The sequence below is a fragment of the Sphingobium sp. UBA5915 genome (assembly GCF_002431195.1).
Taxonomy (GTDB): domain Bacteria; phylum Pseudomonadota; class Alphaproteobacteria; order Sphingomonadales; family Sphingomonadaceae; genus Sphingobium; species Sphingobium soli.
The window spans coordinates 1-21,760 of the sequence record NZ_DJDV01000116.1; the positions used below are offsets into that span (position 1 = coordinate 1).

At 62.4% G+C, this 21,760-nt stretch carries 17 protein-coding genes and 3 pseudogenes; 13 read left to right on the forward strand and 7 right to left on the reverse strand.

Translation table 11 applies throughout. The annotated features are described in order from the left end of the window. Window positions 1-17 precede the first annotated feature (17 nt). Both B2V90_RS20050 and B2V90_RS20055 read right to left on the reverse strand, forming a co-directional pair. Window positions 18-527: pseudogene (locus tag B2V90_RS20050) on the reverse strand (Tn3 family transposase); the annotation flags it as partial. A gap of 85 nt (window positions 528-612) precedes the next feature. After that, entirely contained in the window at window positions 613-1,182 is a 570-nt protein-coding gene (locus B2V90_RS20055) for a recombinase family protein (RefSeq protein WP_161734557.1), read from the reverse strand. A gap of 140 nt (window positions 1,183-1,322) precedes the next feature. Here B2V90_RS20055 and B2V90_RS20060 point away from each other — a divergent pair. Further along, a pseudogene (locus B2V90_RS20060) lies at window positions 1,323-2,267 on the forward strand (DUF4158 domain-containing protein); the annotation flags it as partial. Between the two features lie 395 nt (window positions 2,268-2,662). Continuing rightward, a complete protein-coding gene (locus B2V90_RS23235) occupies window positions 2,663-2,821 on the forward strand; it encodes a ribosome modulation factor (RefSeq protein ID WP_419555358.1) in 159 nt (52 codons plus the stop codon). A gap of 51 nt (window positions 2,822-2,872) precedes the next feature. Here the strand turns inward: B2V90_RS23235 and B2V90_RS20065 are convergent, their stop codons facing one another. The 4 genes and pseudogenes from B2V90_RS20065 to B2V90_RS20085 all read right to left on the reverse strand — a co-directional run bounded on the left by B2V90_RS20065 (window position 2,873) and on the right by B2V90_RS20085 (window position 6,740). Next, entirely contained in the window at window positions 2,873-4,285 is a 1,413-nt protein-coding gene (locus B2V90_RS20065) for a diguanylate cyclase (RefSeq protein WP_279730681.1), read from the reverse strand. A 151-nt stretch (window positions 4,286-4,436) separates the two neighbouring features. Further along, a complete protein-coding gene (locus B2V90_RS20070) occupies window positions 4,437-5,159 on the reverse strand; it encodes an SDR family oxidoreductase (protein ID WP_232016162.1) in 723 nt (240 codons plus the stop codon). Beyond that, window positions 5,156-6,124 (reverse strand): annotated as a pseudogene (locus B2V90_RS20075) (quinone oxidoreductase family protein). Before B2V90_RS20075 ends, B2V90_RS20070 begins: the two are co-directional and overlap by 4 nt. 49 nt (window positions 6,125-6,173) lie before the next feature. Then, window positions 6,174-6,740: a TetR/AcrR family transcriptional regulator gene (locus B2V90_RS20085; protein ID WP_004207065.1), complete on the reverse strand. Its 567-nt coding sequence runs from the start codon at window positions 6,738-6,740 to the stop codon at window positions 6,174-6,176. A 531-nt stretch (window positions 6,741-7,271) separates the two neighbouring features. Between B2V90_RS20085 and B2V90_RS20090 the strand changes: the two genes are divergently transcribed. The 11 genes from B2V90_RS20090 to B2V90_RS20140 all read left to right on the forward strand — a co-directional run bounded on the left by B2V90_RS20090 (window position 7,272) and on the right by B2V90_RS20140 (window position 21,407). Further along, on the forward strand, window positions 7,272-7,946 hold the full coding sequence (locus tag B2V90_RS20090) for a TetR/AcrR family transcriptional regulator (RefSeq protein ID WP_017503672.1): 675 nt from the start codon (window positions 7,272-7,274) through the stop codon (window positions 7,944-7,946). Between the two features lie 119 nt (window positions 7,947-8,065). Beyond that, window positions 8,066-9,817: a PHA/PHB synthase family protein gene (locus B2V90_RS20095; protein WP_004207062.1), complete on the forward strand. Its 1,752-nt coding sequence runs from the start codon at window positions 8,066-8,068 to the stop codon at window positions 9,815-9,817. Window positions 9,818-9,820: 3 nt separating this feature from the next. Further along, window positions 9,821-11,245, forward strand: coding sequence for a bifunctional enoyl-CoA hydratase/phosphate acetyltransferase (locus tag B2V90_RS20100; RefSeq protein WP_004207061.1), 1,425 nt, complete (start codon window positions 9,821-9,823; stop codon window positions 11,243-11,245). Further along, complete coding sequence (locus B2V90_RS20105) at window positions 11,242-12,435, forward strand: acetate/propionate family kinase (protein WP_004207060.1); 1,194 nt, start codon at window positions 11,242-11,244, stop codon at window positions 12,433-12,435. Before B2V90_RS20100 ends, B2V90_RS20105 begins: the two co-directional genes overlap by 4 nt. Next, complete coding sequence (gene fabI, locus B2V90_RS20110; protein ID WP_004207059.1) at window positions 12,432-13,205, forward strand: enoyl-ACP reductase FabI; 774 nt, start codon at window positions 12,432-12,434, stop codon at window positions 13,203-13,205. Before B2V90_RS20105 ends, fabI begins: the two co-directional genes overlap by 4 nt. After that, the gene (locus B2V90_RS20115) at window positions 13,202-14,437 is read left to right on the forward strand and encodes a phospholipase A (protein ID WP_036526765.1); all 1,236 of its coding nucleotides are present in this window, start codon (window positions 13,202-13,204) and stop codon (window positions 14,435-14,437) included. The genes fabI and B2V90_RS20115 overlap by 4 nt, the downstream gene beginning before the upstream one ends. A 19-nt stretch (window positions 14,438-14,456) precedes the next feature. Then, window positions 14,457-15,434, forward strand: a complete 978-nt coding sequence (locus tag B2V90_RS20120) for an HlyD family secretion protein (RefSeq protein WP_004207057.1) — start codon at window positions 14,457-14,459, stop codon at window positions 15,432-15,434. After that, window positions 15,431-18,220, forward strand: a complete 2,790-nt coding sequence (gene rbbA / locus B2V90_RS20125) for a ribosome-associated ATPase/putative transporter RbbA (RefSeq protein ID WP_004207055.1) — start codon at window positions 15,431-15,433, stop codon at window positions 18,218-18,220. Before B2V90_RS20120 ends, rbbA begins: the two co-directional genes overlap by 4 nt. Next, on the forward strand, window positions 18,217-19,344 hold the full coding sequence (locus B2V90_RS20130) for an ABC transporter permease (RefSeq protein ID WP_017503204.1): 1,128 nt from the start codon (window positions 18,217-18,219) through the stop codon (window positions 19,342-19,344). The genes rbbA and B2V90_RS20130 overlap by 4 nt, the downstream gene beginning before the upstream one ends. Before the next feature lie 33 nt (window positions 19,345-19,377). Further along, the gene (locus tag B2V90_RS20135; RefSeq protein WP_004207053.1) at window positions 19,378-20,784 is read left to right on the forward strand and encodes an efflux transporter outer membrane subunit; all 1,407 of its coding nucleotides are present in this window, start codon (window positions 19,378-19,380) and stop codon (window positions 20,782-20,784) included. Window positions 20,785-21,065: 281 nt separating this feature from the next. Then, on the forward strand, window positions 21,066-21,407 hold the full coding sequence (locus B2V90_RS20140; protein ID WP_004207052.1) for a PAS domain-containing protein: 342 nt from the start codon (window positions 21,066-21,068) through the stop codon (window positions 21,405-21,407). 31 nt (window positions 21,408-21,438) lie between these two features. Here the strand turns inward: B2V90_RS20140 and B2V90_RS20145 are convergent. Continuing rightward, the coding region (locus tag B2V90_RS20145) for an integrase core domain-containing protein (protein ID WP_293922957.1) at window positions 21,439-21,760 on the reverse strand (322 nt) is incomplete at its 5' end.

Genomic DNA, 21,760 nt, shown 5'->3' on the forward strand with positions numbered 1-21,760 from the left:
TCTGGCAGTCATGGGGTCTAAGCCTTTTGGGGCACGGTAGCGCCGATCTTTTGGCGCAGCGGCCGTAGCGTGCCGGTCGTTAAGTCATGATCCGTCCAAAGGTAATCGCCGGTCAGATTGATGTGTTGCCAGCCCAGCGGTGACAGATGTTGGAGAAATTCGGCCGGGATTTCCTTTCCTTGCTGCTCCATATGGCGAAGCACCGCCTCGAGGTAGGTCGTGTTCCAGAGGACAATGGCTCCAGCCACCAGATTGAGCGCGGACGCTTGGTGTCCTTGAGCCTGTAGCCCATGGTCGCGTATCCGGCCGGTGCGGTGAAAGAAGATCGCGCGCTTGAGGGCGTTCTGCGCCTCGCCCTTGTTCAGTTCGCGCGTAGCACGGCGCCGTTCTTCCGGCTTTTCGATCCAGTCTAGGGTGAAAAGCGTCCGTTCAACCCGGCCTATCTCGCGTAGCGCCAGCGCCAGGCCGTTGGCGCGCGGATATGAACCAAGGCGCTCGAGCATGGTGGAGGCACTCGTGACTCCGGTCGAGGGCATAGCGTGGAAAGTACGCTAAACAACGCTAAGGGAGAACGAACGGCGAACGATAGGTGCGAACGAGCGTGCCGCTTAATCAGGTGGGCCGTTCAATCCCCATCCTACGCATTTCGCGATAGATGGTCGATCGGCCGATGCCGAGTTGCCGCGCCGCTTCTGTCGGAGAGATGCGGGCTTCAACCAGTTTGATGGCGGCATTCACTTTGGACATGTCGAGCGGTTGACGGCCAGGCTGCTTGCCCTTGGCGCGTGCTGCCGCGATGCCGTCCCGGGTCCGCTCGGAGATCAGCCGCCGCTCAAAGTGGGCGATCGCCCCGAACACATGGAAGATGAGTTCGCCGGCCGCCGATGATGTGTCGATCTTTTCCTCAAGGCTTAGGAGCGCAATGCCCTGGCCGCGCAGCGTCTCAACCGTGGCAAGCAATTCGGCCAACGAGCGCCCGAGCCGATCGAGGCGGACCACCGCCAGGGTATCACCCTTACGGGCATAGGCGATCAGCTCGGCCAGACCGGGGCGCTCCATGCTTTTGCCCGACATGACGTCGGTGAACACCTTGATAGCACCGGCCTCCTCCAGACGCATGGTCTGACCCGCTACGTCCTGATCGCCGGTACTCACGCGGGCATAGCCCAGAATATCGCCCATGCCGTGCGTCTCCCAAACGGTCGTTCTGTGGACGCTATGGAGGGCAGCCGCTGCGCCCCACCCATATCCGTCCACATACTATGTCTCTTTACTCCTCGCTGTCCATAGGCCCAGATGACCTTTTGTGGACAGGAAACGGCATGACGAAGCGCAAGCATCAACTCCTGACCGAGAGCGAACGCGATCAGATACTCGCCATCCCGACCGATCGCGACCATTTGGCCCGGCTCTATACCTTCGAGCCTTCCGATATCGAGATCATCGGCGCGCGACGGGAGCGACGGAACCAGTTGGGCGTGGCGCTGCAACTCGCGCTCCTGCGGCACCCGGGCATCACGCTTGCGCAGTTGATACAGGACAGGGGAGCAATACCCCATGATCTCGCCGCTTTCGTCGCGGAGCAACTTGGTCTGCACGTAACCGAGCTGGCCAACTATGCGGCGCGGGATCAGACAATGACGGATCATGCCCGTGAGCTGGCGGCGCGTTTGGGGCTTCGGGGGCCAACCCGCGCCGATATTCCCTTCATGGTCGAGGCGGCCGCGAGAACGGCATGGGCGACCGACAAGGGGATGACGATTGCGATGGGCGTGGTCACCGCCCTGCGCGAGGCCCGAATTTTGCTGCCGTCCATCTCCACCATCGAACGCGCCAGCAGCGCGGGACGTGCCCGCGCGCGCAAGCAGGCCGCCCACGCCCTGATCGCCGATCTCAGCGCCGAACAGGTCCAGGCCCTCGATCAGCTCTTCGACGCCGCCGGCGGCATGAGCCATCTCGCCTTGCTTAAGACCATCCCCGTCGCGGCCAAGCCCGATCACGTCCGCCAGATCCTCGACCGTCTGAGGCAGGTGCGGAAGATCGGCATTTCCCCCGACGTCGCGGGCCGCATCCACGCGGACCGATTTCGGCAATATGTCAGGGAAGGCCGTGCGTCGCCTGCCTATATGATCGAGCGCTATATTCCCTCCCGGCGACGCGCCACGCTCGTTGCCTTCCTGCTCGATCTTGAAGAACGGCTGACGGACAGCGCCCTGGAGATGGCGGACAAGCTGATCGGCAGCATCTTCACCCGCGCGAAGAACGCTTGAGATTTTGCGCGACACACGCGTCGGAATTTCTCTCGACGAACTGCAAAGACTACGGCGTATCGCGAGCCCTAAAGATGCCCGTCTCCTTTCGCTTGTTTTGGGGCGAGTAAGGCAGCACTACGCGCGCAAATCGACAGCGGCAGATCGCACTGACGACGCGCTTGTCCGCACCATAGATTTGGCCATGAGCAAGTTTTCCGGCAATGGCGTAGGCGAAAAGAGGCTCGCCACACTCGCATTGACGAGCTTGCGTCGCAATGTCGTCTCCTGATTTCAGCGAAAACACGGAACTGGAATGCAAAGGAGCGCTTGGCCTGTTCGTTCTGGCAGTCGGCGCGATTATGCTCCGCCGCCGTCGCCGGGCAATCGGTTGATCGGGAAGGAGCCCATCAGTGCAATTCGACCATGCATATCGATGGGGTCTGAAGGCCGCACAGGCCGGCTTGCCGCGTCACGCCAATCCCTACCGTGCCTCCCATGTTCGGGCAGCATGGGAGATTGGTTATGCAAGCCACGCAAGTGGCGGTCTCGAGCGATACCGCCACCGATAAATCCAGGAAACTTGGAGCCTGATGCCCGTAAACATCTGGGTGTAAAGAACGTCATGTGGCAAGCGGCCAAATCCCCTTCCCGCCTTCTCCATAAATCGGGGCGAGTTCCACCGTGTTGCGACCTGCGGCCTTGGCCCGATAGAGTGCCTCATCCGCGGCCTTGATCAGGAATTTCTGATCGGGATGGCCGGAATGCAGGGCAATGCCGAACGACGCGGTGACACTGAGGCCGCCCGAGCTTCCCGTTTCGAAAATATGGCCCTCCATATCTGCCCGAATGCGCTCCGCTATGTTGGCCGCAGCCTCGATGCCTGTCTCGACTAGGACGATCAGGAACTCCTCGCCCCCGTACCGGAAAACGAAGTCCGTCGCCCGGACATTCCCGACGATCACTTGTGCCACCTGCCGGAGGACTTCATCACCGACCTGATGGCCGTGCCGATCATTGATCGCCTTGAAGTGGTCGATATCGACCAGCATGACGCTGAGCGCTGTCCCGTTCTCCTTCGCGAATGTGACCTCGCGGCCAAGTATGGCAGGCAGGAAACGGCGGTTAAGGGCACGGGTCAGCGGATCGCGTCCTCCTTCCATGGTGCTTAATGTCTGGAAGAGATCAGCGACCAGGAAGGAAATTTCGTCAACTGCGGCGCGCAAATCCGCCAAGGCGGATGAGCCATCCTGACGCTTACGGGGAGCATCCAGCTCTGGCAGGAGCATCTCATCGATGCGCTCGACAAGTCGGACCACAGTGCTGAACTGCGCCGATTGCTCAAACATGAACTGTGCCCGATGCCGAAGCCAAAGTCCGAAGGCGGAATCGCCCAAGCGGAGCAACCCGCCACCAGGGCCAGCTTGCAGAAGCGCGAACAGTGTGTTCTGGCTCCACTCCATCAGGCTGGCGCGCTGCGTCTCTTTGTCGACTGCAGCGTCCTGATCCAGAGAGAAGAGCCGATAGGCTTCATCTAGTCTCGCTCTTGCCGTGGTGTCCTTTACATAGGACTGGCTGATGAGCATGACGGCCGTGTCCATTCGCGCATCAGCAAGTTGAAGCGCGCGAATGCCTACCAACGGATCGACTGCCTGACCCTGCAGCAATTCAGCGAGCCGTGTCTTGATCACCAGCGCGCCTGTCATTACGAGATGGACCGGAATCTTGATGCGAGCGTGGACTTCGCCAATGATCTTCTGGCGGGCCTGCTTTTCGGGGGAGTCGCGAATGTCCTGTCCGGAAAACAACTGCGTGAGCCACTCAATGAGGGAAGAGCTGAGCCTCTCCTGCACCACAGCGTGGTTCAGGAACTGGGCAGCCTCCTGGTCACGAAGCAGCGTATCGTAGAACAAAGCGACGAGTTCACGGCCATGTTCGGCAGCCATCTCCGCGAGAAGTTTGAGCGGCGCATGGGAGTGCCGGCTATGGGCGGGCAGCTTCGCCGACCCTTTGATCCGCTCTTCGTCCGTAAACATCAATGTGATCCCTTCCGCGCCCCTTTAAGGGCGATGCCTTACCCAGTCGACGTCCAATAGAATTGAGAGAATGCGCAGAACGTCAATCATGAGAAGGGCGCCCGGCAATTCTCGTCGTCATCGACCGAACTGCAGTATTTCGTGGCGATCGCTAGAGCACATACCCGCCATCGATCGTCAGACTGGCACCCGTCATGTAACCAGCCGCCGGGCTAATCAGATAGGAAACGAGCGACGCGACCTCCTCCGCTTTGCCGACCCGCCCAAGTGGAATGAGGTCGCGCAGGCGCGGAACCATCGCAGCCGTCAGATCGGTTTCGATCGGTCCCGGCTGGATGTTGTTGACCGTGATACGCCGGGGCGCGAGGTCGAGAGCGACGCCCTTGACCATGGTCGCGACGGCGGCCTTGGTCATGGCATAGACGCTGCTGCCCTGCGAGCCAGTTCGAATAGCGGTGTTGCTGCCGATCGTGATCACGCGCCCGCCATCGCGCATGCGCGCGGTCGAAGCCTGGATGGCGAGGAAGACGCCGCGCACGTTGACGTCGAGCATCAGGTCGAGATCCTCGAGCGTGAACGCCTCGATTGTCGCGCGGCGAAGGACGCCGGCATTGACAACCACGACGTCGAGCATGCCCAACCGATCGACCGCATGCGCCACTGATGCGGTGATAGCATCGGCATCGGCGCTATCAGCCTGAATCGCGATGGCGCTGCGTCCCAGGCCGTTGATCGCTTGGACAACCTCAGCGGCGCGATCAGGTTGCGAGACATAGGTCAGCGCCAGATCGAAACCATCTCCGGCGAGCCGGTTTGCGATGGCGGCGCCAATGCCACGCGATCCCCCGAACACCATGGCGACCCGAGCGCTCACGGGATCAGCACCAACTTTCCGGTGGTCCTGCGGCTCTCCATATCCGCGTGGGCCTTCGCCGCATCCGCAAGGGCATATTCGCCGCCGATCCGGACCTTGAGCCTGCCGTCCGCGACCCACTGGAAGAGCTGCGCGGCATGCTTGCGAAGCAGTTCCGGGGTATGGATATGGTCGAAGAAGACGGCGTAGCCGATCTTGATGCTCCTGGGCAGGCTCATGATATCGAGTGGCCCTGGCCCACCCAGCACCGGGCCATACCAGCAGAAGGTGCCCGACCGGCGCAGGACGTCGAGTGAACCCTGAAACGTTGTCGGTCCCGATCCATCATAGACGACATGGACGCCCTCTCCATCGGTCAGGCGCAGGGCCTCTTCGGCAAATCGCCCTTCCGTATCGACAATGACGTGGTCGGCGCCCGCCTCCCGGGCGGTGGCGACCTTTTCTTCAGATGAGACCCGACCGATCACCTGGCCGCCGCGCAACTTGATGATCTGGGTCAGGAGCAGGCCAAGACCTCCTGCCGCAGCGTGAACGAAGGCGATATCACCGGGCAGGACCGGATAGAAGTCGGTCGCGAAATGGCTGGCGGTCAGCCCCTGCATCATGATCGAGGCCGCCGTTCGATCGTCGACCGCATCGGGAACCGGCACCAGCGTCGTTGCCGGGATCGCGACCCGCTCAGCATAACTGCCGGGCGCATAGACCCAGGCGACACGCTGGCCGGGCTGAACAGCCTCGACGCCTTCGCCGACTGCCAGAACTCGACCGACGCCTTCGACGCCCAGGATCTAGGGATTGGGCATGTCAGTCCAGGCAATCCCCTGACGCACGCCGATATCCATGAAGTTGACCCCGGCAACCGCGATCTCGACCAGCGCCTCGCCCGGCCCGGCGACAGGCTCCGGTCGCTCGATCTGCTCCAGCACCTCGCGGCCACCGGTCGCGGTCATCACCACTGCTCGCATGTCTTTCTCCTATCTTGAATGATCGTTCAGTAATTGGTCAAAAAAGGGGTCAGCGCAGCGCGCGCATGACCATCTCCTGCAGGGCAGCCAGGGTTGATCGGTCGGCGCCGCCACGCCCGGCGACGCGGATCCCGGCGATATTGGCGATCAGGAATTGCGCGAGAGCCTCGGGATCGAGGCTGGCTGCAACATCGCCCTCACGCTGCGCGTCGCGCATGCGCGAGGCGATGGCCATGTGCAATGTCCTGCCCAGTGCTGCATGGATATCGACAAGGTCCGGCCGCGATGCGCCGAACTCGCAGGTCGAGCCGACGCCGAGACAGGGCGTGGCTGCTGTCTCCACGACGCGCCGCAGCATGGCCCCGATCCCGTCAATGGCGCGCGCGCCGCTGCGAAGCGCCTCGAAATGCGCCGCGCATTCGCCCATGCCGTAGCGCCGCACCGCCGCGCAATAGAGCTGCCACTTGTCGCCGAAGGCCGCGTAGAGGCTCTGCCGCCCAATGCCCATGGCGTCCACGAGCATCTGCGCCGAACTGCCCTCATATCCATGCTCGCTGAACACGGTGATCGCACCGTCCAGGGCAGCATCCGTGTCGAATTCCCGAGGTCTTGCCATAGGTCATGTATAGCGATTCGGGAACGATCGTTCAAGTATGGATACTCGGTTTCCGTGCGACACCCTCAGCGGGAAGCAGCGACCGTGGCGCCTCCCGAGACGGACGAGAGTCGGCTAGTTTCGCTGGGCTTGGGTTCGCCCGGTCGCCGCGAGGATGAACGGATAGCCCGATGACCTCGGCCGCTGCGTTACCTCTTCGAGCGAGGCGAAGCTCGGGGCGTGCGGGCTTCAGCTTCCGCAGCCTCTCCACTCTGTTCCATATTCTTGAGATCGCGCTCAATGCGGAGCCGCGAGGCGCTGCAGTTCGGTTATGAACTCGTCGCCCCGGCGGCCCGGTTGTGATGGGAGCGAGCACTGCGTGGTAAAGGTGTCTGATCGACGCCAGGCGTCGCGATCACTCACCAGCGGGACTGCCGTATTTTCAGAGGCGCTTCGCCCATCCTCTGCTGATCGTTCGATTTTTCGGCCGAACAGGCATTGTGCAAGTGCAACCCATAATATATGTTCAATTGAACATATCATGGAGTCTACATGCCGACAGAAGTCGCCATTCATCCTCTCCCGTCGCCCCGAGGCCGCAGGCAGAAGGATATGGTTGGTGGCAGACAGGAATTGCTGGCGGCTGCCATCTGCGCATTTTCGCATGACGGGTTCGAGCGCGCAGATCTGAGAGGAATCGCATCGGCCGCTGGCGTCAGTCAAAACCTCATCCGCGTGCATTTCGGAAGCAAAGCTCAACTCTGGAAAGCCTGCCTGGAAGCGATAACACAGAGCACGACCGGAATAATCGCGGAAATTTCCAAGATTGCCTCAGACGATAGCCGTTCGGTTCATGACCGACTTTGCGACGCGATTACGCGCATAATCTATTTTTATTCGGACCATCCCTATGTGAGGGATTTTGTCGTTCGGCACGCAGCGGATAGGTCTGAGCGGTCGACATTGGTTACGGAACAACTGATCCATCCTGCCTATGAAAGTTGTCGGACGCTTTACGAGGCCGGAATCGCTCAGGGCATAATCAGGGCCAGTCACCCTGCGCTCTTTTTCGCGTTGCTGAGCGCCGCTGCCAATCAACCCGCCAGCTTTCCTACTGTCCTGCGATCGCTTGCTCCCGAGATCCCTGAGGACGCCGCCCGAATTCTCATCGCAGAGACCATCGTCGAGACTTTGCTCCACGGCGAGCCATGCGCTCCGCCGCGGTGAACCTCAAAGGGGAGGTACTTAACCTTTCTGCAGGCTGCCGAGCGCCTGCGCAAAGAAACACAGCAGAGGGACTCGCCTGCTCGCAGGCATTGCCGCTCTGCCGCCGCAGGAGATTGAGCATGTCGATCGATGAACACCAAACCGACCCCCTCGACGGCCTCGCCGAGACGCTCGATCACGCAGCGGCTGCGATGGTGGCTCAGGCAACGCATGGCCTGTCTCCCGCAACGCTTGTTCAGGCATGGTCGGACTGGGCGCTCCATCTCGCCATCTCTCCGGGCAGGCAGTTGCAACTGGCTACCAAGCTGGGTCGCAAATATATGCGACTGGCTGATTATGCAGCCCGGCGCGCCGGCGATCCCGACACCCTTCCCGCAATCGAGCCGCTGCCCCAGGACCGCCGCTTCGACGACCCTGCCTGGCGGGAACAGCCCTATGATCTTCTCGTGCAGGCATTTCTGCTGACCCAGCAATGGTGGCACGCCGCCACGACGGGCATAAAGGGCGTGGACCGTCATCATGAAGACATGGTTGCGTTCGCGGCCCGCCAAATCCTCGACATCGTCGCGCCGACGAACATTATCGCGGCGAATCCCGTGCTCCAGAAGCGGATCGTCGAAACAGGCGGGCGCTGCCTCATCGACGGCATCGAGCATCTTTTCGAGGACATGAGCCGCCTTGCACGAGGGGAATCACCGGCGGGAGTTGAGGCGTTCCCGGTTGGCGAGACTGTTGCCGCGACGCCAGGAAAGGTCGTCTATCGCAACGAACTGATCGAACTGATCCAGTATGAACCGACGAGCGGGATGGTCCATCCGGAGCCGGTGCTGATCGTGCCCGCCTGGATCATGAAATATTATATTCTCGATCTTTCGCCGGACAATTCGCTGGTCCGCTGGCTGGTGGGCCAGGGTTACACGGTCTTCGCCATCTCCTGGCACAATCCGGGCAGCGCCGACCGCAACCTCGACATGGACGCCTATCGACGGCTGGGCGCGATGGCAGCGATCGATGCCATCCACGCGATCTGCGGCGACGCGCATATCCACGCGCTGGGTTATTGTCTCGGGGGCACATTGCTGTCCATCGCCGCAGCCGCAATGGCGCGCGATGGCGACGACAGGCTGGCGAGCGTCACCCTGCTCGCGGCCCAGACCGAGTTCAGCGAACCCGGAGAACTTGGCCTTTTCATCGATGAGTCCCAGCTCAATCTGCTCGAGAACATGATGTGGAGCCGGGGCTATCTCGACAGCAGCCAGATGGGCGGTGCGTTCGAGATTCTGCGTTCGAACGATCTCGTCTGGTCGCGGATCCTCACCGAATATCTGATGGGCGAGCGTGCGCCCATGAACGATCTCATGGCGTGGAACGCCGACGGCACGCGCATGCCTTATGCCATGCACAGCCAGTATCTGCGCCGTCTGTTTCTCGATGATGATCTGGCCGAAGGCAAATACAAGGTCGACGGCCGGGCTATTTCCCTGTCGGCGCTGCGCAAACCGATGTTCATCGTAGGAACCGAACGCGACCATGTCGCGCCGTGGAAGTCGGTCCACAAGATCCACATGCTCTCCCCGGCCTCCATCCGCTTCGTGCTGACAAGCGGCGGTCACAATGCCGGCATTGTATCGGAGCCGGGCCACAGGGGGCGTCGCTACAGCGTGCTCGATCGTGTGGAAGACGGCCCCGTGCTCGACGCGGAGGAATGGCTTACGCGCGCCGAGCCGCATGAGGGAAGCTGGTGGACCGCCTGGGGCGAATGGCTGGTCGACCATTCGAGCGAGCCCGTCCCGCCTCCCCCGATGGGATCGCCCGACAAGGGATATCCCGCGCTCTATCCGGCACCTGGCCACTATGTGAAGGAGCGTTGAGCGATGGCCGGTCCAGCGATGATCGAAAACCGCACCTTCGATGAAATCGAAGTTGGCGACACCGCATCGGTCACACGAACGCTCGAGCCGGAAGACATTCAGCTTTTCGCCCTGGTGTCTGGCGACGTCAATCCGGCTCACCTCGACGCGCAATATGCCGCGACCGACATGTTCCGCCACGTCATTGCCCACGGCATGTGGGGCGGCGGCCTCATCTCCGCCGTCCTCGGAACGCAACTACCCGGTCCTGGCACCATCTATCTGGACCAGTCGTTGCGCTTCCGCCGCCCCGTCGCACCGGGCGACACGATCACCGCCTCGGTCACCGTCGTCGAGAAGCGTGCGGAGAAGAAAATCCTGATCCTCGACTGCCGCTGCGCCAACCAGCATGGCGAGGATGTCATCACTGGCCAGGCCCAGGTGATCGCGCCCGGCGAAAAGGTGCTGCGCCCGCGCGCGGAGCTGCCGGACGTTCGCCTCAACGATCATGACAAATATCGCCGGCTGATGGAGCTTGCCGGTGGTAGCGATCCGGTCCCGACGGCGATCGTGCATCCTTGCAGCGAAGCCGCCATCACTGCGGCGCTCGATGCGGCGCAAGCCGGATTGATCGCCCCGATCCTCATCGGGCCCGATGCGAAGATCAAGGCCGCAGCCACTGCGGCCTCGCGCGCGATCGACGGTTTCCGGATCGTGCCGGTGGCGCACAGTCATGCCGCAGCGGCCAAGGCGGTGGAACTGGTGCGCACGGGCGAAGCGCAGCTCGTCATGAAGGGATCACTGCACACGGATGAACTGATGGGCGCGGTAGTCTCTTCCGCTACAGGCCTTCGCACCGAACGACGGATCAGCCATGCCTATGTCATGGACGTGCCTGGCCGGCCGACACCGCTCATCATTACCGATGCCGCTATCAACATCGCCCCCTCCCTCGAGGAAAAGGCCGACATCATCCGCAACGCCATCGATCTCGCGCATGTGATCGGCATGGAGGCGCCCAAAGTCGCGATCCTCGCTGCGGTCGAAACCGTCAACCCGGCAATGCCTTCGACGCTGGATGCGGCGGCGCTCTGCAAGATGGCGGATCGCGGGCAGATCAGCGGCGGCATTCTCGATGGACCCCTCGCCTTCGACAATGCGGTCAGCGAGGCCGCGGCCAGGGAAAAGGGTATCGTTTCCGAAGTTGCGGGCCATGCGGAAATTCTGGTCGTGCCCAACCTCGAAGCCGGGAACATGCTGGCCAAGCAGCTCACATTCCTGGGCGGCGCCGACGCGGCCGGTATCGTGCTTGGCGCGCGCGTGCCGATCATCCTGACGAGCCGTGCCGACAGCCTGCGCACGCGTCTCGCGTCCTGCGCAGTGGCGGTGCTGATGGCGCGCGCCGTGACGCCGGCAGCCCCTGGATTGCCCGGGGGCAAGAGTGCATGAAGGCGGTCGTCAGCCTCAATTCCGGCTCGTCGAGCATCAAATTCTCTCTCTTCGCCATGGAGCCGGGAGGCAGCCTCCAACTCGCGGCCGGCGGAAAGATCGAGAAAATCGGGATAGTGCCAGCGCTGAAGGCCCGAAGGACGGACGGTACGATCCTGCTCGATCGCACCTGGCCGGATGGCGCAGGCCTTACCCACGCCGACTTGCTGGCCGATCTTTTTTCCTGGGCGATGCAGCATCCACTTGAAGGCTATGAGATCGCCGCCATCGGACACCGCATCGTCCATGGCGGCACAGAATTTTCCGTCCCGCGGCGCATCGATTCTGAATTGATCGACAAGCTGGAAGCACTTTGTCCGCTGGCGCCCCTGCATCAGCCCCATAACCTGGCTGCCGTCCGGGCGATCACCAAGCTTGATCCCGACCTGCCTCAGGTCGCCTGCTTCGACACCGCTTTCCATCATGACAAGCCAGCCCTCGCCTCTCGTTTCGCAATCCCCCGTGCGCTTCACGACCAGGGCATCCGTCGCTACGGTTTTCACGGCCTTTCCTATGAATATATCGCCCGGCGCCTCGCCGCGATCGACCCGGCGCTGGCCTCGGGCAAGGTCATCGCCGCACATCTGGGCAATGGCGCGAGCCTTTGCGCCATGGCGGCGGGGCAAAGCGTCGACACGACCATGGGGTTCACCGCGCTCGACGGTTTGATGATGGGCTCCCGCTCGGGCAGTCTCGACCCCGGTGTCGTGCTGCATCTCATGACGCAGATGGGCATGGGCGCCAAGACGATAGAGGATATGCTTTACAGGCAATCGGGCCTTCTGGGCGTGTCGGGCATTTCCAGCGACATGCGCACGCTTGCCGCGAGCGACGCACCCGAAGCGAAAGAAGCGATTGATCTCTTCGCCTGGCGGGTAGCCCGTGACACCGGCGCCCTTGCCGCTTCGCTGGAGGGTGTGGACGGGATCATCTTTACTGCTGGCATCGGCGAAAATGACGCGGGCATGCGCAGTCTTATTGGTCGCCGGCTCCAATGGCTGGGCCTTGAGATCGATGATCGCGCCAATGCTGCAGGTGAGACGCTGATCAGCGCCCCCGAGAGCCGGATCAAGGCCCTCGTCATCCCCACCGACGAGGAACGCATGATCGCAATTCACACGCTCAGCCTGCTGCAGGAGACCGCCCAATGACACCGCTTGTAGATCTGACCGGCAAGCGCGGCCTCGTCATCGGGATCGCAAACGAACATAGCATCGCGGCAGGATGCGCGGAGGCATTTGCCCGGTGCGGCGCCCGGCTTGCCGCCACCTATCTCAACGAAAAGGCAAAGGACTGGGTCCAGCCTGTCGTCGACCAGCTCGGCGTCGAATGGACTGCGCCGTGCGATGTACGCATCCCCGGCGAACTCGAGGCGCTTTTCGGCCAGGTGCAAGAACGCTGGGGTGGCCTCGATTTCCTGCTGCACTCGATCGCCTTCGCGCCGAAGGAGGATCTCCACGGTCGGGTGGTCGACAGCAGTGCGCAAGGCTTCTCGACGGCGATGGACGTGTCCTGCCACAGTTTCCTTCGCATGGCGAAGCTCGCCGAACCGCTGATGGCAACGGGCGGATGCCTGCTTTGCGTGACCTTCTATGGTTCGGAGCGGGTGGTCGAACACTATAACCTGATGGGTCCCGTCAAGGCGGCCCTGGAAAGCGCAACGCGCTATGTCGCCGCGGAACTGGGCGCCAAAGCCATTCGGGCACACGCTATTTCACCAGGGCCGATTGCCACCCGCGCCGCAAGCGGAATCGACCGGTTCGACGAGTTGCTCGATCGGGCTGCCGCGCAGGTTCCCGCAGGAAAATTGGTTGACGTAAGCGACGTCGGCGCGCTGGCCGCCTTCCTCGTCAGCGATGCCGCGAAGCGGATCACCGGCACGATCATTCCGGTCGATAACGGGCAGCATCTTTTCGCGTGATCGTTCGGGCTGCCCCTCTTGCCCTCGCAGCCAGCGCCGTACTGGCGTCGCAGGCGCACGCGCAAGCTGCTCTGGAGTATGTCGTCCAGCGCGCAGGCAACCGCGATCAGAGCGGACATATCCTTGTCGATGTGCGCGTTCTCAATGCCGGGGCGGCCGCGCAGGAGGTTCGCCTTCCCGACGAGGTTGCGGCCGATCTGGTCAGCAACGGCACGTATCGAAAGGTCTGGCTGCAACGAGGCGAAAAACAGGCTGCGGTTCTGACGATCCGGGCCAATGGCTTTGCGGCGGCGCGCTACCGGATCGACTTTCAGGACGTCATGGACGGCGCGGCCTTGTCCATTCCCTCCTGGTCAACGCAGCAAATCCTCCTGACGATCGGCGTCGATCCTGAGGCCGACCGCTCTGCCCCGGTCGCCCTGACTGCCGCGCCCTCGCTCACGCCTCCGACCTCTCCGCAGATATCGCCAGACTCCGTCACACCATCGCCGACAGACCGAACCCGGGGCAATGCTTTCATCCCCAATCTCTCGGTCTACGAACCGATCTATGCGGTCTATGGCCCCGGCACCAACACCGACGCACGCATCCAGATCAGTTTCAAATATCAGCTGTTCGGAAGTCGAGCGCGGATGGACCGCTCTCCCTCGCTGATCGACGGCCTCTATTTCGCCTATACCCAGCGCATGTTCTGGGACGTGGCGGCGAAATCCTCGCCCTTCCGCAATATCGATTATCAACCCGAGCTCTTCTATCTCTCGCCTGCCCTGCCCGTGTCAGATAAGGCCACGATCAGCGGCCAGATCGGCCTTCGCCATGAGTCCAATGGACGCGATGGCGCAGCCTCGCGCAGCCTCAACATGCTCTATCTGGCCCCGATGGCCGGCTTCTCGCTCGGCGAGGACCGAAGGCTGACGATCGCGCCGCGGCTGTGGCTCTATCTCGGAAACCTTTCGGACAATCCTGACATTCGCCGATATCGCGGCAATAGCGGGCTTTTCATTGAGGCCAGCGAGGATGATGGGCTGCGCGTCTCGGCTTCTACCCGTCTCAACCTGGGTAGCGGCAAGGGAGCTCTGACCGCCGAGCTCTCCTACCCGTTCCGGCGTATCCTGGGCGGAGGCCCGGACTTCTATCTCTTCGGCCAGGGCTTCACCGGCTATGGCGAAAATCTGCTCGACTATAACAAGCACGTGACGCGCCTGCGGATCGGCGTGGCGCTCGTGCGATGAACGCTCAAGGAGGTATAGCGTGAAGCTGCGGGGCCCTATCGTCATTCCCATTCTGGCCGTCGTCCTCATCGCCCTGGCTTTCGGGCTGTGGTGGATGTTTGGACGCACCGACAAGCTCCCCGATACCATCGTGCGCGGCAACGGCCGTCTCGAGATGACGCGCACCGATATTGCCGCCAAATATCCTGGCCGCCTGATGTCGCTTGACGTCCATGAAGGTGATCTCGTCGGGGCGGGGCAGGTCATCGCCCGGCAGGATGATGTAGACCTCAAAACCCAACTCGCCGGAGCGCTTGCCAAGCGCGAACAGGCAGTATCCGCCCTCATGCGCGCGCAAGGGGAGCTCGCCGCGCGGGACAGTCAGGCTCAGCTCGCCCGCATCGACTGGGTCGAGACCGGCAAGCTGCGGGAGCGTGACATGGTCTCGAACGTCGAGCTGGAGCAGCGTCGCCTGGCCTTGGGTGCTGCGCAAGGTGGCGCCCAGGCGGCGGGCGGCGGTGTCGGCGAGGCACGCTCGGCCATTGCCCAGGCCGACGCCCTGATCGCGCAAACCAGAGCCGGCCTTGCCGACCTGCGGATCATCGCACCGACGCCCGGGCGCGTCGAATATCGGATCGTCGAGCCTGGAACCATGTTGCCACCGGGCGGCAAGATCGTGTCGCTGGTCAATGCCGAGGATGCCTGGCTCACCATCTTCCTGCCCGCTTCGGTCGCCGGCAAGATCAGGATCGGCGACGAGGCACGCATTCTTCCGCAGGGTTTTGGCGACGCCATTCCCGCGCGCGTCAGCTTCGTGGCGCCCGATGCGCAGTTCACGCCAAAATTCGTCGAGACGGCCAGCGAACGCGAGAACCTGTCCTACCGGGTGAAGCTGCAGATCGCGCCTGATCTCGCCCGTGGCCTGGACGGAAGGCTGAAAGCCGGCATGACGGCGGACGGGTTCGTGCGCACCGATACGCGCCAGCCCTGGCCCGACCTCACCAAGATCGACAAATGATCCCGCCCGCTCAGATCCTCCCCGAAGAGGCGATACGGATCGAAAGCCTTTCGCATCGATATGGCGGTATCATCGCCCTGAACGAGGTTTCGCTCTCCCTGCCCAAGGGGAAGACCACCGCGCTGGTCGGGCCCGATGGCGTAGGCAAGTCGACGCTGCTCGGCCTCATATCCGGCGTGAAAAAGCTGCAAACGGGACGTCTTTCGGTTCTCGGCTTCGATCTCACCGAGCGTCGCAAGCGGGAGGAGTTCCTTTCCCGCGTCGCCTATATGCCCCAGGGGCTTGGTCGCAATCTCTACCCGACGCTTTCCGTCCGCGAGAATATCGACTTCTTTGGTCGCCTCTTCGGACTGTCTGCAGTCGAGCGGGAAGCGCATATGCGGCGCTTGCTGGACGCGACGGGGCTTGCACCCTTTCCGGACCGGCCCGCCGGCAAACTTTCGGGCGGCATGAAGCAGAAGCTGGGCCTGTGTTGCTCGCTGGTGCACGATCCGGATCTGCTCATCCTCGACGAACCCACCACGGGGGTAGACCCTCTTTCACGACGGCAGTTCTGGGAACTGGTGGATGCGATGTGCGCGGAGCGGCCGGACATGACCGTGCTGGTCTCCACGGCTTACATGGAAGAGGCAGAGCGCTTTGGCCACCTCGTGGCGATGGACGATGGCAAGGTGATCGCGCAAGGGGATACGCGCGAGATCATGCGTGACGCGGGCGCGGATACGCTCGAAGCCGCCTATGTTCGCCTGCTTCCGCAAGACAAGCGGCCATCGGGCGACGCGCTGGTCGTGCCGGCCTGGCAGGACAAGGGCGAAGCGCCGGCAATCGAGGCGCATGATCTGACGCGGCGCTTTGGTGATTTCGTAGCGGTCGATCATGTGAGCTTTCGCATCGGACGCGGCGAGATATTCGGTTTTCTGGGCTCGAACGGCTGCGGCAAGACCACGACCATGAAGATGCTGACCGGCCTGCTCGATGCGACGGACGGAACGGCCAGCCTTTTCGGGCGGCCGATCGCCCCCGGAGACATGGAGACGCGCATGCGCGTGGGCTATATGTCGCAGGCCTTCTCGCTCTATGAAGAGCTTTCGGTTCGCCAGAACCTGGTCCTTCATGCGCGGCTCTATCGCGTGCCACGCCAGCAGGCAGGCGAACTGGTTTCGGCCGCGCTTGCCCAGTTCGAGCTCGAAGCCCATGCCGATGCCGTTCCCGCCGCTCTGCCGCTCGGCATACGGCAACGCCTGCAACTCGCCGCCGCCTGCCTCCATCGACCCGAGATCCTGATCCTGGACGAGCCCACGTCCGGCGTCGATCCGGCGGCGCGCGACATGTTCTGGCGCCATCTGATCCGCCTCTCGCGCGATGAAGGGGTAACGATCTTCGTCTCCACCCACTTCATGAACGAGGCGGAACGGTGCGACCGCATATCGCTGATGCATCGCGGGCGGGTTCTGACGGTCGGCGCGCCGACGGAACTCACACAGCGATATGATGCGCAGCGGCTCGAGGATGCTTTTATCGCTGTCCTCGAGAAGGATAATGACGAAGCGCCGACTGCTTCCGCCCATCTGCCGGTCGATGCTTCGGTCGCTTCGTCCACTCCTGCCGCCGGTGCGCGATCGACGGCTCCCGGCCGGCCGCGATTACCAACCGCTGCCGGCAGCTGGCCGGGCTTCGCCTGGGCCTTTGCCCGGCGCGAAGCGACCGAACTCATGCGCGATCGCATCCGGCTCGCCTTCGCGCTGATCGGCCCGATCATCCTGCTGTGCATTGCAGCCTACAGCATTTCCTTCGACGTCCAGAATATCCGCCTTGCCGTTCTCGATCATGACCGCAGTGCCGCCAGCCGTGACCTGCAACTTTATTTTGAAGGGTCACGCTATTTCCGGGTTGAGCCCGAACTTGCGAGCGACGCGGCCGCCGATCAGGCGCTGCGCGAGGCATCGACCAAGATGGTGCTGGACATACCCCCCGGCTTCGGACGCGATCTGACCGCAGGGCGGCGGCCCGCGGTCGACGTGCGGATCGACGGCGCGAGTCCTTTCCCCGCGTCGAACGCCCGCGCTTATGCCGAGGCTGTTCTCCTTCGCTACGCAATGGACCAGTTGCGGTCCGCGCAGCCCTTCGCTGTGCCTGATCTCTCGTCCACAATCGAACCGCGCTTCATCTACAATCAGGAGTTTCGCAGCATCTACGCCATGGCGCCGGGCGTCCTGATGCTCTGCATGATCCTCATTCCCGCGATGCTGACGGCCCTTGGGGTCGTGCGCGAAAAGGAAATCGGCTCGATCACCAATCTCTACGCTTCGCCGGCGAGCCTGGGCGCATTCCTGGTCGGCAAGCAGATGCCCTATGCCCTTCTTGCGATGATCAGTTTCGTGACGCTGATCCTGGTGACTGTCTTCATTTTGGGAGTACCGCTCAAGGGGTCCTTGCCGGCCCTTCTGATCGGCGGGTTCCTCTTCATTCTGTCTGTCACCGGGCTGGGGCTGATGATCTCGGCCTTTGTGCGCTCGCAGGTCGCCGCCATCTTCGCGACATCCCTCATCTGTCTTATTCCGTCGGTGAACTTCTCCGGGCTCCTTTACCCCGTTTCCACCCTGACAGGCCCGAGCCATATCATCGGGCTGACCTTCCCCTCCTCCTGGTTCCAGATCGTCAGTCTCGGCACATTCACCAAGGGTCTGGGCATGGCCAGTTTCGGCCAGGCCTATCTGGCCCTGATGGCGCTCGCATTCCTCTTCGTGGGCGGCGCACGCCTGATGCTGGGAAAGCAGGAGAAATGACGCGCTGGATTCTCAACGTTGCGCTTCTGAGCGGCAAGGAACTGCGCAGTGTCATGAAGGATGTGACGCTGATGGCGCTTATCCTCTTCGCTTTCACCGTGGCGATCCAGCTTGTTGCGAACGGGGTACGCGCAGAGGTCATGAACGCTTCGGTCGCGATCATGGACGAGGATCATTCCGAACTGTCGCGCCGGCTGCGCGATGCCATCCAGCAGCCCTATTTCAAACCACCCGAGGACATCGAGCGATCCGCGATCGGCCCTGCGATGAACAGCGGAAAATATATCTTCGTCATCGAAATCCCGCCCCGCTTCGAAGCCGATACGCTCGCGGGCCGGTCGCCTTCCGTCCAGATTCTCGTCGACGCGACCGCCATGACGCAGGCAGGTCTGGGCGCTGCCTATTTCCAGCAGATATTCGCGCAGGAAACGCTCGACTTCCTCCATGCCCGGGGCCTCCTGGAGGCGCTGCCGGTCCAGGTCGAAAGCCGGATGCATTTCAATCCCAACGCCCAGTCGGCCTGGTATACCTCGGTCATGCAGATCGTCACCAACGTGACGGTGCTCTCGATCATCCTCGTCGGCGCGGCGGTGATCCGTGAGCGTGAGCATGGCACGATCGAGCATCTGCTGGTGATGCCCGTGCGCGCCAGCGAGATCGCCTTCGCCAAGATCCTTGCCAACGGCCTCGTCATCCTGCTGGCCTCGATCGCGTCCCTCTGGTTCGTCGTTCATGGCGTTCTGGGCGTGCCGCTGACCGGATCTCTCCTGCTCTTCACTGCCGCGATGTTTCTCTACCTCTTCTCGGTCACCTCGCTCGGCATGTGGATGGCAACGCTCGCGCCATCCATGCCGCAGTTCGGGCTCTTCGCAGTGCCCGTCTACGCCATCGCTTATCTGCTCTCGGGAGCGGCAACGCCGCTCGAGAGCATGCCCTCGGCGATCCGGACGATTGCGCTATGTCTGCCGACCACCCAGTTCGTCAGCCTCTCCCAGGCGATCCTCTATCGCGGCGCGGGCGTGCGAACGATCCTGCCGGAACTCGCGATCATCTGCGGCTCGGGCGTGTTCTTCGTGGCGATGGCCGTCAGCCGCTTCCGTTCGATGCTCTCAAGGCAGGGCTAAAGGTCATGGATGACATCACCCAGGAAAATCAGAATGCATAGCCAATTGCTTCCTCCATCGCTCGCGCTGCTGCTCACCGCTTGCGCCAGCGTCCCGAACACGCCCGCGCACGCGCCACGCATCACTCCGCCCAATCGCCTGGATGCGGCGGCGGCGAACGACGCGGCAATAACCGGGACAGACCGCTGGTGGACGGCGTGGGGCGATCCCGCTCTTGATGCGCTGGTCGAGAAATCGCTCGAAGCAAACGCCGATATCCGCGCTGCAAAAGCCCATGTCGCCGCCGCGCGTGCGCTAGTCACTGTCGCGGAATCGGCGCTTTATCCTACCGTTGCCGCAAATGGCACAGCGTGGGCCAGTCAGAGCGATGCCGGGATCGATGACAAGTGGCAGGCCATGCTGCCGTCGCTGTCCGGAAACAGCGGCAGTGGATATCTGGTGGGTCTTGGAGCCACCTGGGAGGCTGACCTGTTCGGTGGACGCCATGCCGACGCCGAAATGGCGCGCGCGCTTTCCGAAAGCACCGCACGAACGGCCGATGGCGTCAGGCTCATGGTCGCCGCCGATGTCGTCGAAAATTATCAGCAGCTGCAGGGGCTGAGGCGGCGCCTCGATGTCCTCGATCGCAGCGAGGCTACGGCCAGTCGCCTTGTCGATTATGCGGCCGCCCGGCAGCGGACGGGCGCCGCGACAGCGGCCGATGTCACCCGCGCCCGCAATGGACTGGAGGCGCTGCGCGCCTCCCGCCCGGCCCTCACATCCCTCGTCGATGCGCGCAAGCGGCGACTGGCCGTGCTGGCGGGCGACGTCCCCGAACAGGCGCCGGATATGGTCGCCTCCGCCACTTTTGAGACGCCAGATGCGCCCACCGGGCAACTTCCTTCCGACATTCTTGATCGCCGGCCTGATGTCGCGGCGCGATCATGGCTGGTGAACGCGCGTGCGGCGCGCCTCAAGAGCCTGAAGGCCGATCTGCTTCCGCGCTTCGCCATCCATTTTCTGGGGCAGAACGGGCATATCGAACTGGGCGGCCTGCCGGGCTATGGCGGAACCGGAGGTCTGGTCGGCCTTTCCGCATCGATGCCGCTTTTCAATGCCGGAAGGTTGCAGGCCAGTGTCAAGGCGGGCGATGCCGAACTTGAGGCTGCTCTCGCCAATTATGACCAGGCCATGCTGTCGGCGCTCGAGGAAGTTGAATCCGCTTATGGTTTTCGGGCGGGGCTGGACGAACGCCTGGCCGGGCTTATCCGTACATCCGACATGGCCCGCCGACGCGCCGACCAGCTGGCGATATTGTACGATGCCGGACGCACGCAGTTGGGCGATGTGTTGCAGGCCCGATTGGATGCGCTCTCGGACGAGGACAAGATGGAACAGACCCGCATCGCACAAGGAACGGCAACCGTTCAGCTCTATCGTGCGCTGGGGGGCGGCTGGTAAGGTTGCGCCGGGCCGCTCGGCCAGCGTCGAGGTCTGCTTTTCCGCCTTTTGAGGGCCACGCAGATCGACGAACTCAGCTGACCGATCACGACAAAATGCAGGTCGCTGAGTGACGCTGCAGGATCAACCTCATGATGTGACTGGGAAAAATGCGGCCTCGTATCAATTTTCCAGTCATCAATTAGGTGCCAGGCACAGTGGAATAAAATCTAAAGGTCAACTGTGCTATTCCTGCTTTAGAGCTATGAGAGCGCGCATGCGCCGAACAGAATAGGTGAGCCATGAAGGAGTTTCTCGAACGTGCGGCGAAGGCAGGTGCATTGTCGTTTCGTGACTTGCATATCATTCTCGATGCTCTACCGATCCCCCTTTCCTGGGCTACCTTGCCCGAGGGAGAGATCAGATTTCTCAACCGGGCATTCACGAAAACCTTCGGTTATCCGGAAGGGGCATTCCCAACTGTCGACGACTGGATCGACGGTGCCTATCCGCGTGAACATCATAGGAAAGAAACCCGCCGACTTTGGAATGATCTATGGCTCGCGCGCGCCGAGGGCATATCGGAAATCGATGCTTGCGAGATCGAGATATTATGTGCGGACAAAACGATCCGCACAGCCTGATCTGCCCCCACCGAGTGGACCGATTGGTTTGTTAGTGGATTAAGCCCATCGCCGCCATATTCGGACGGAGGTGGAGCGAAGCGGAACCGGAGGCCGGATATGGCGGTGTCGCCGTTTCCGGTGCCGGCGGTCGGTAGCCCAAGCTGCTGTGAGGGCGAACGGTGTTGTAATGCCGCCGCCATGCCTCGATCAGCACCTTGGCCTCAGCGAGGCTGTAGAAGATCTCGCCGTTGAGCAGTTCGTCGCGAAGCGATCCATTGAAGCTTTCGTTATAGCCATTCTCCCATGGTGATCCCGGCGTGATGTAGAGCGTCGTCACGCCGATCTGCCCCAGCCATTTCTGGACGGCGGTC

What these genes read in the sequence shown, in the direction of transcription:
- B2V90_RS20055 (WP_161734557.1), bottom strand. Translation starts at nt 1,182, where the DNA reads ATGGGCGATATTCTGGGCTATGCCCGCGTGAGTACCGGCGATCAGGAC.
- B2V90_RS20065 (WP_279730681.1), bottom strand. Translation starts at nt 4,285, where the DNA reads ATGTTTACGGACGAAGAGCGGATCAAAGGGTCGGCGAAGCTGCCCGCC.
- B2V90_RS20085 (WP_004207065.1), bottom strand. Translation starts at nt 6,740, where the DNA reads ATGGCAAGACCTCGGGAATTCGACACGGATGCTGCCCTGGACGGTGCG.
- B2V90_RS20090 (WP_017503672.1), top strand. Translation starts at nt 7,272, where the DNA reads ATGCCGACAGAAGTCGCCATTCATCCTCTCCCGTCGCCCCGAGGCCGC.
- B2V90_RS20095 (WP_004207062.1), top strand. Translation starts at nt 8,066, where the DNA reads ATGTCGATCGATGAACACCAAACCGACCCCCTCGACGGCCTCGCCGAG.
- B2V90_RS20100 (WP_004207061.1), top strand. Translation starts at nt 9,821, where the DNA reads ATGGCCGGTCCAGCGATGATCGAAAACCGCACCTTCGATGAAATCGAA.
- B2V90_RS20105 (WP_004207060.1), top strand. Translation starts at nt 11,242, where the DNA reads ATGAAGGCGGTCGTCAGCCTCAATTCCGGCTCGTCGAGCATCAAATTC.
- fabI (WP_004207059.1), top strand. Translation starts at nt 12,432, where the DNA reads ATGACACCGCTTGTAGATCTGACCGGCAAGCGCGGCCTCGTCATCGGG.
- rbbA (WP_004207055.1), top strand. Translation starts at nt 15,431, where the DNA reads ATGATCCCGCCCGCTCAGATCCTCCCCGAAGAGGCGATACGGATCGAA.
- B2V90_RS20130 (WP_017503204.1), top strand. Translation starts at nt 18,217, where the DNA reads ATGACGCGCTGGATTCTCAACGTTGCGCTTCTGAGCGGCAAGGAACTG.
- B2V90_RS20135 (WP_004207053.1), top strand. Translation starts at nt 19,378, where the DNA reads ATGCATAGCCAATTGCTTCCTCCATCGCTCGCGCTGCTGCTCACCGCT.
- B2V90_RS20140 (WP_004207052.1), top strand. Translation starts at nt 21,066, where the DNA reads ATGAAGGAGTTTCTCGAACGTGCGGCGAAGGCAGGTGCATTGTCGTTT.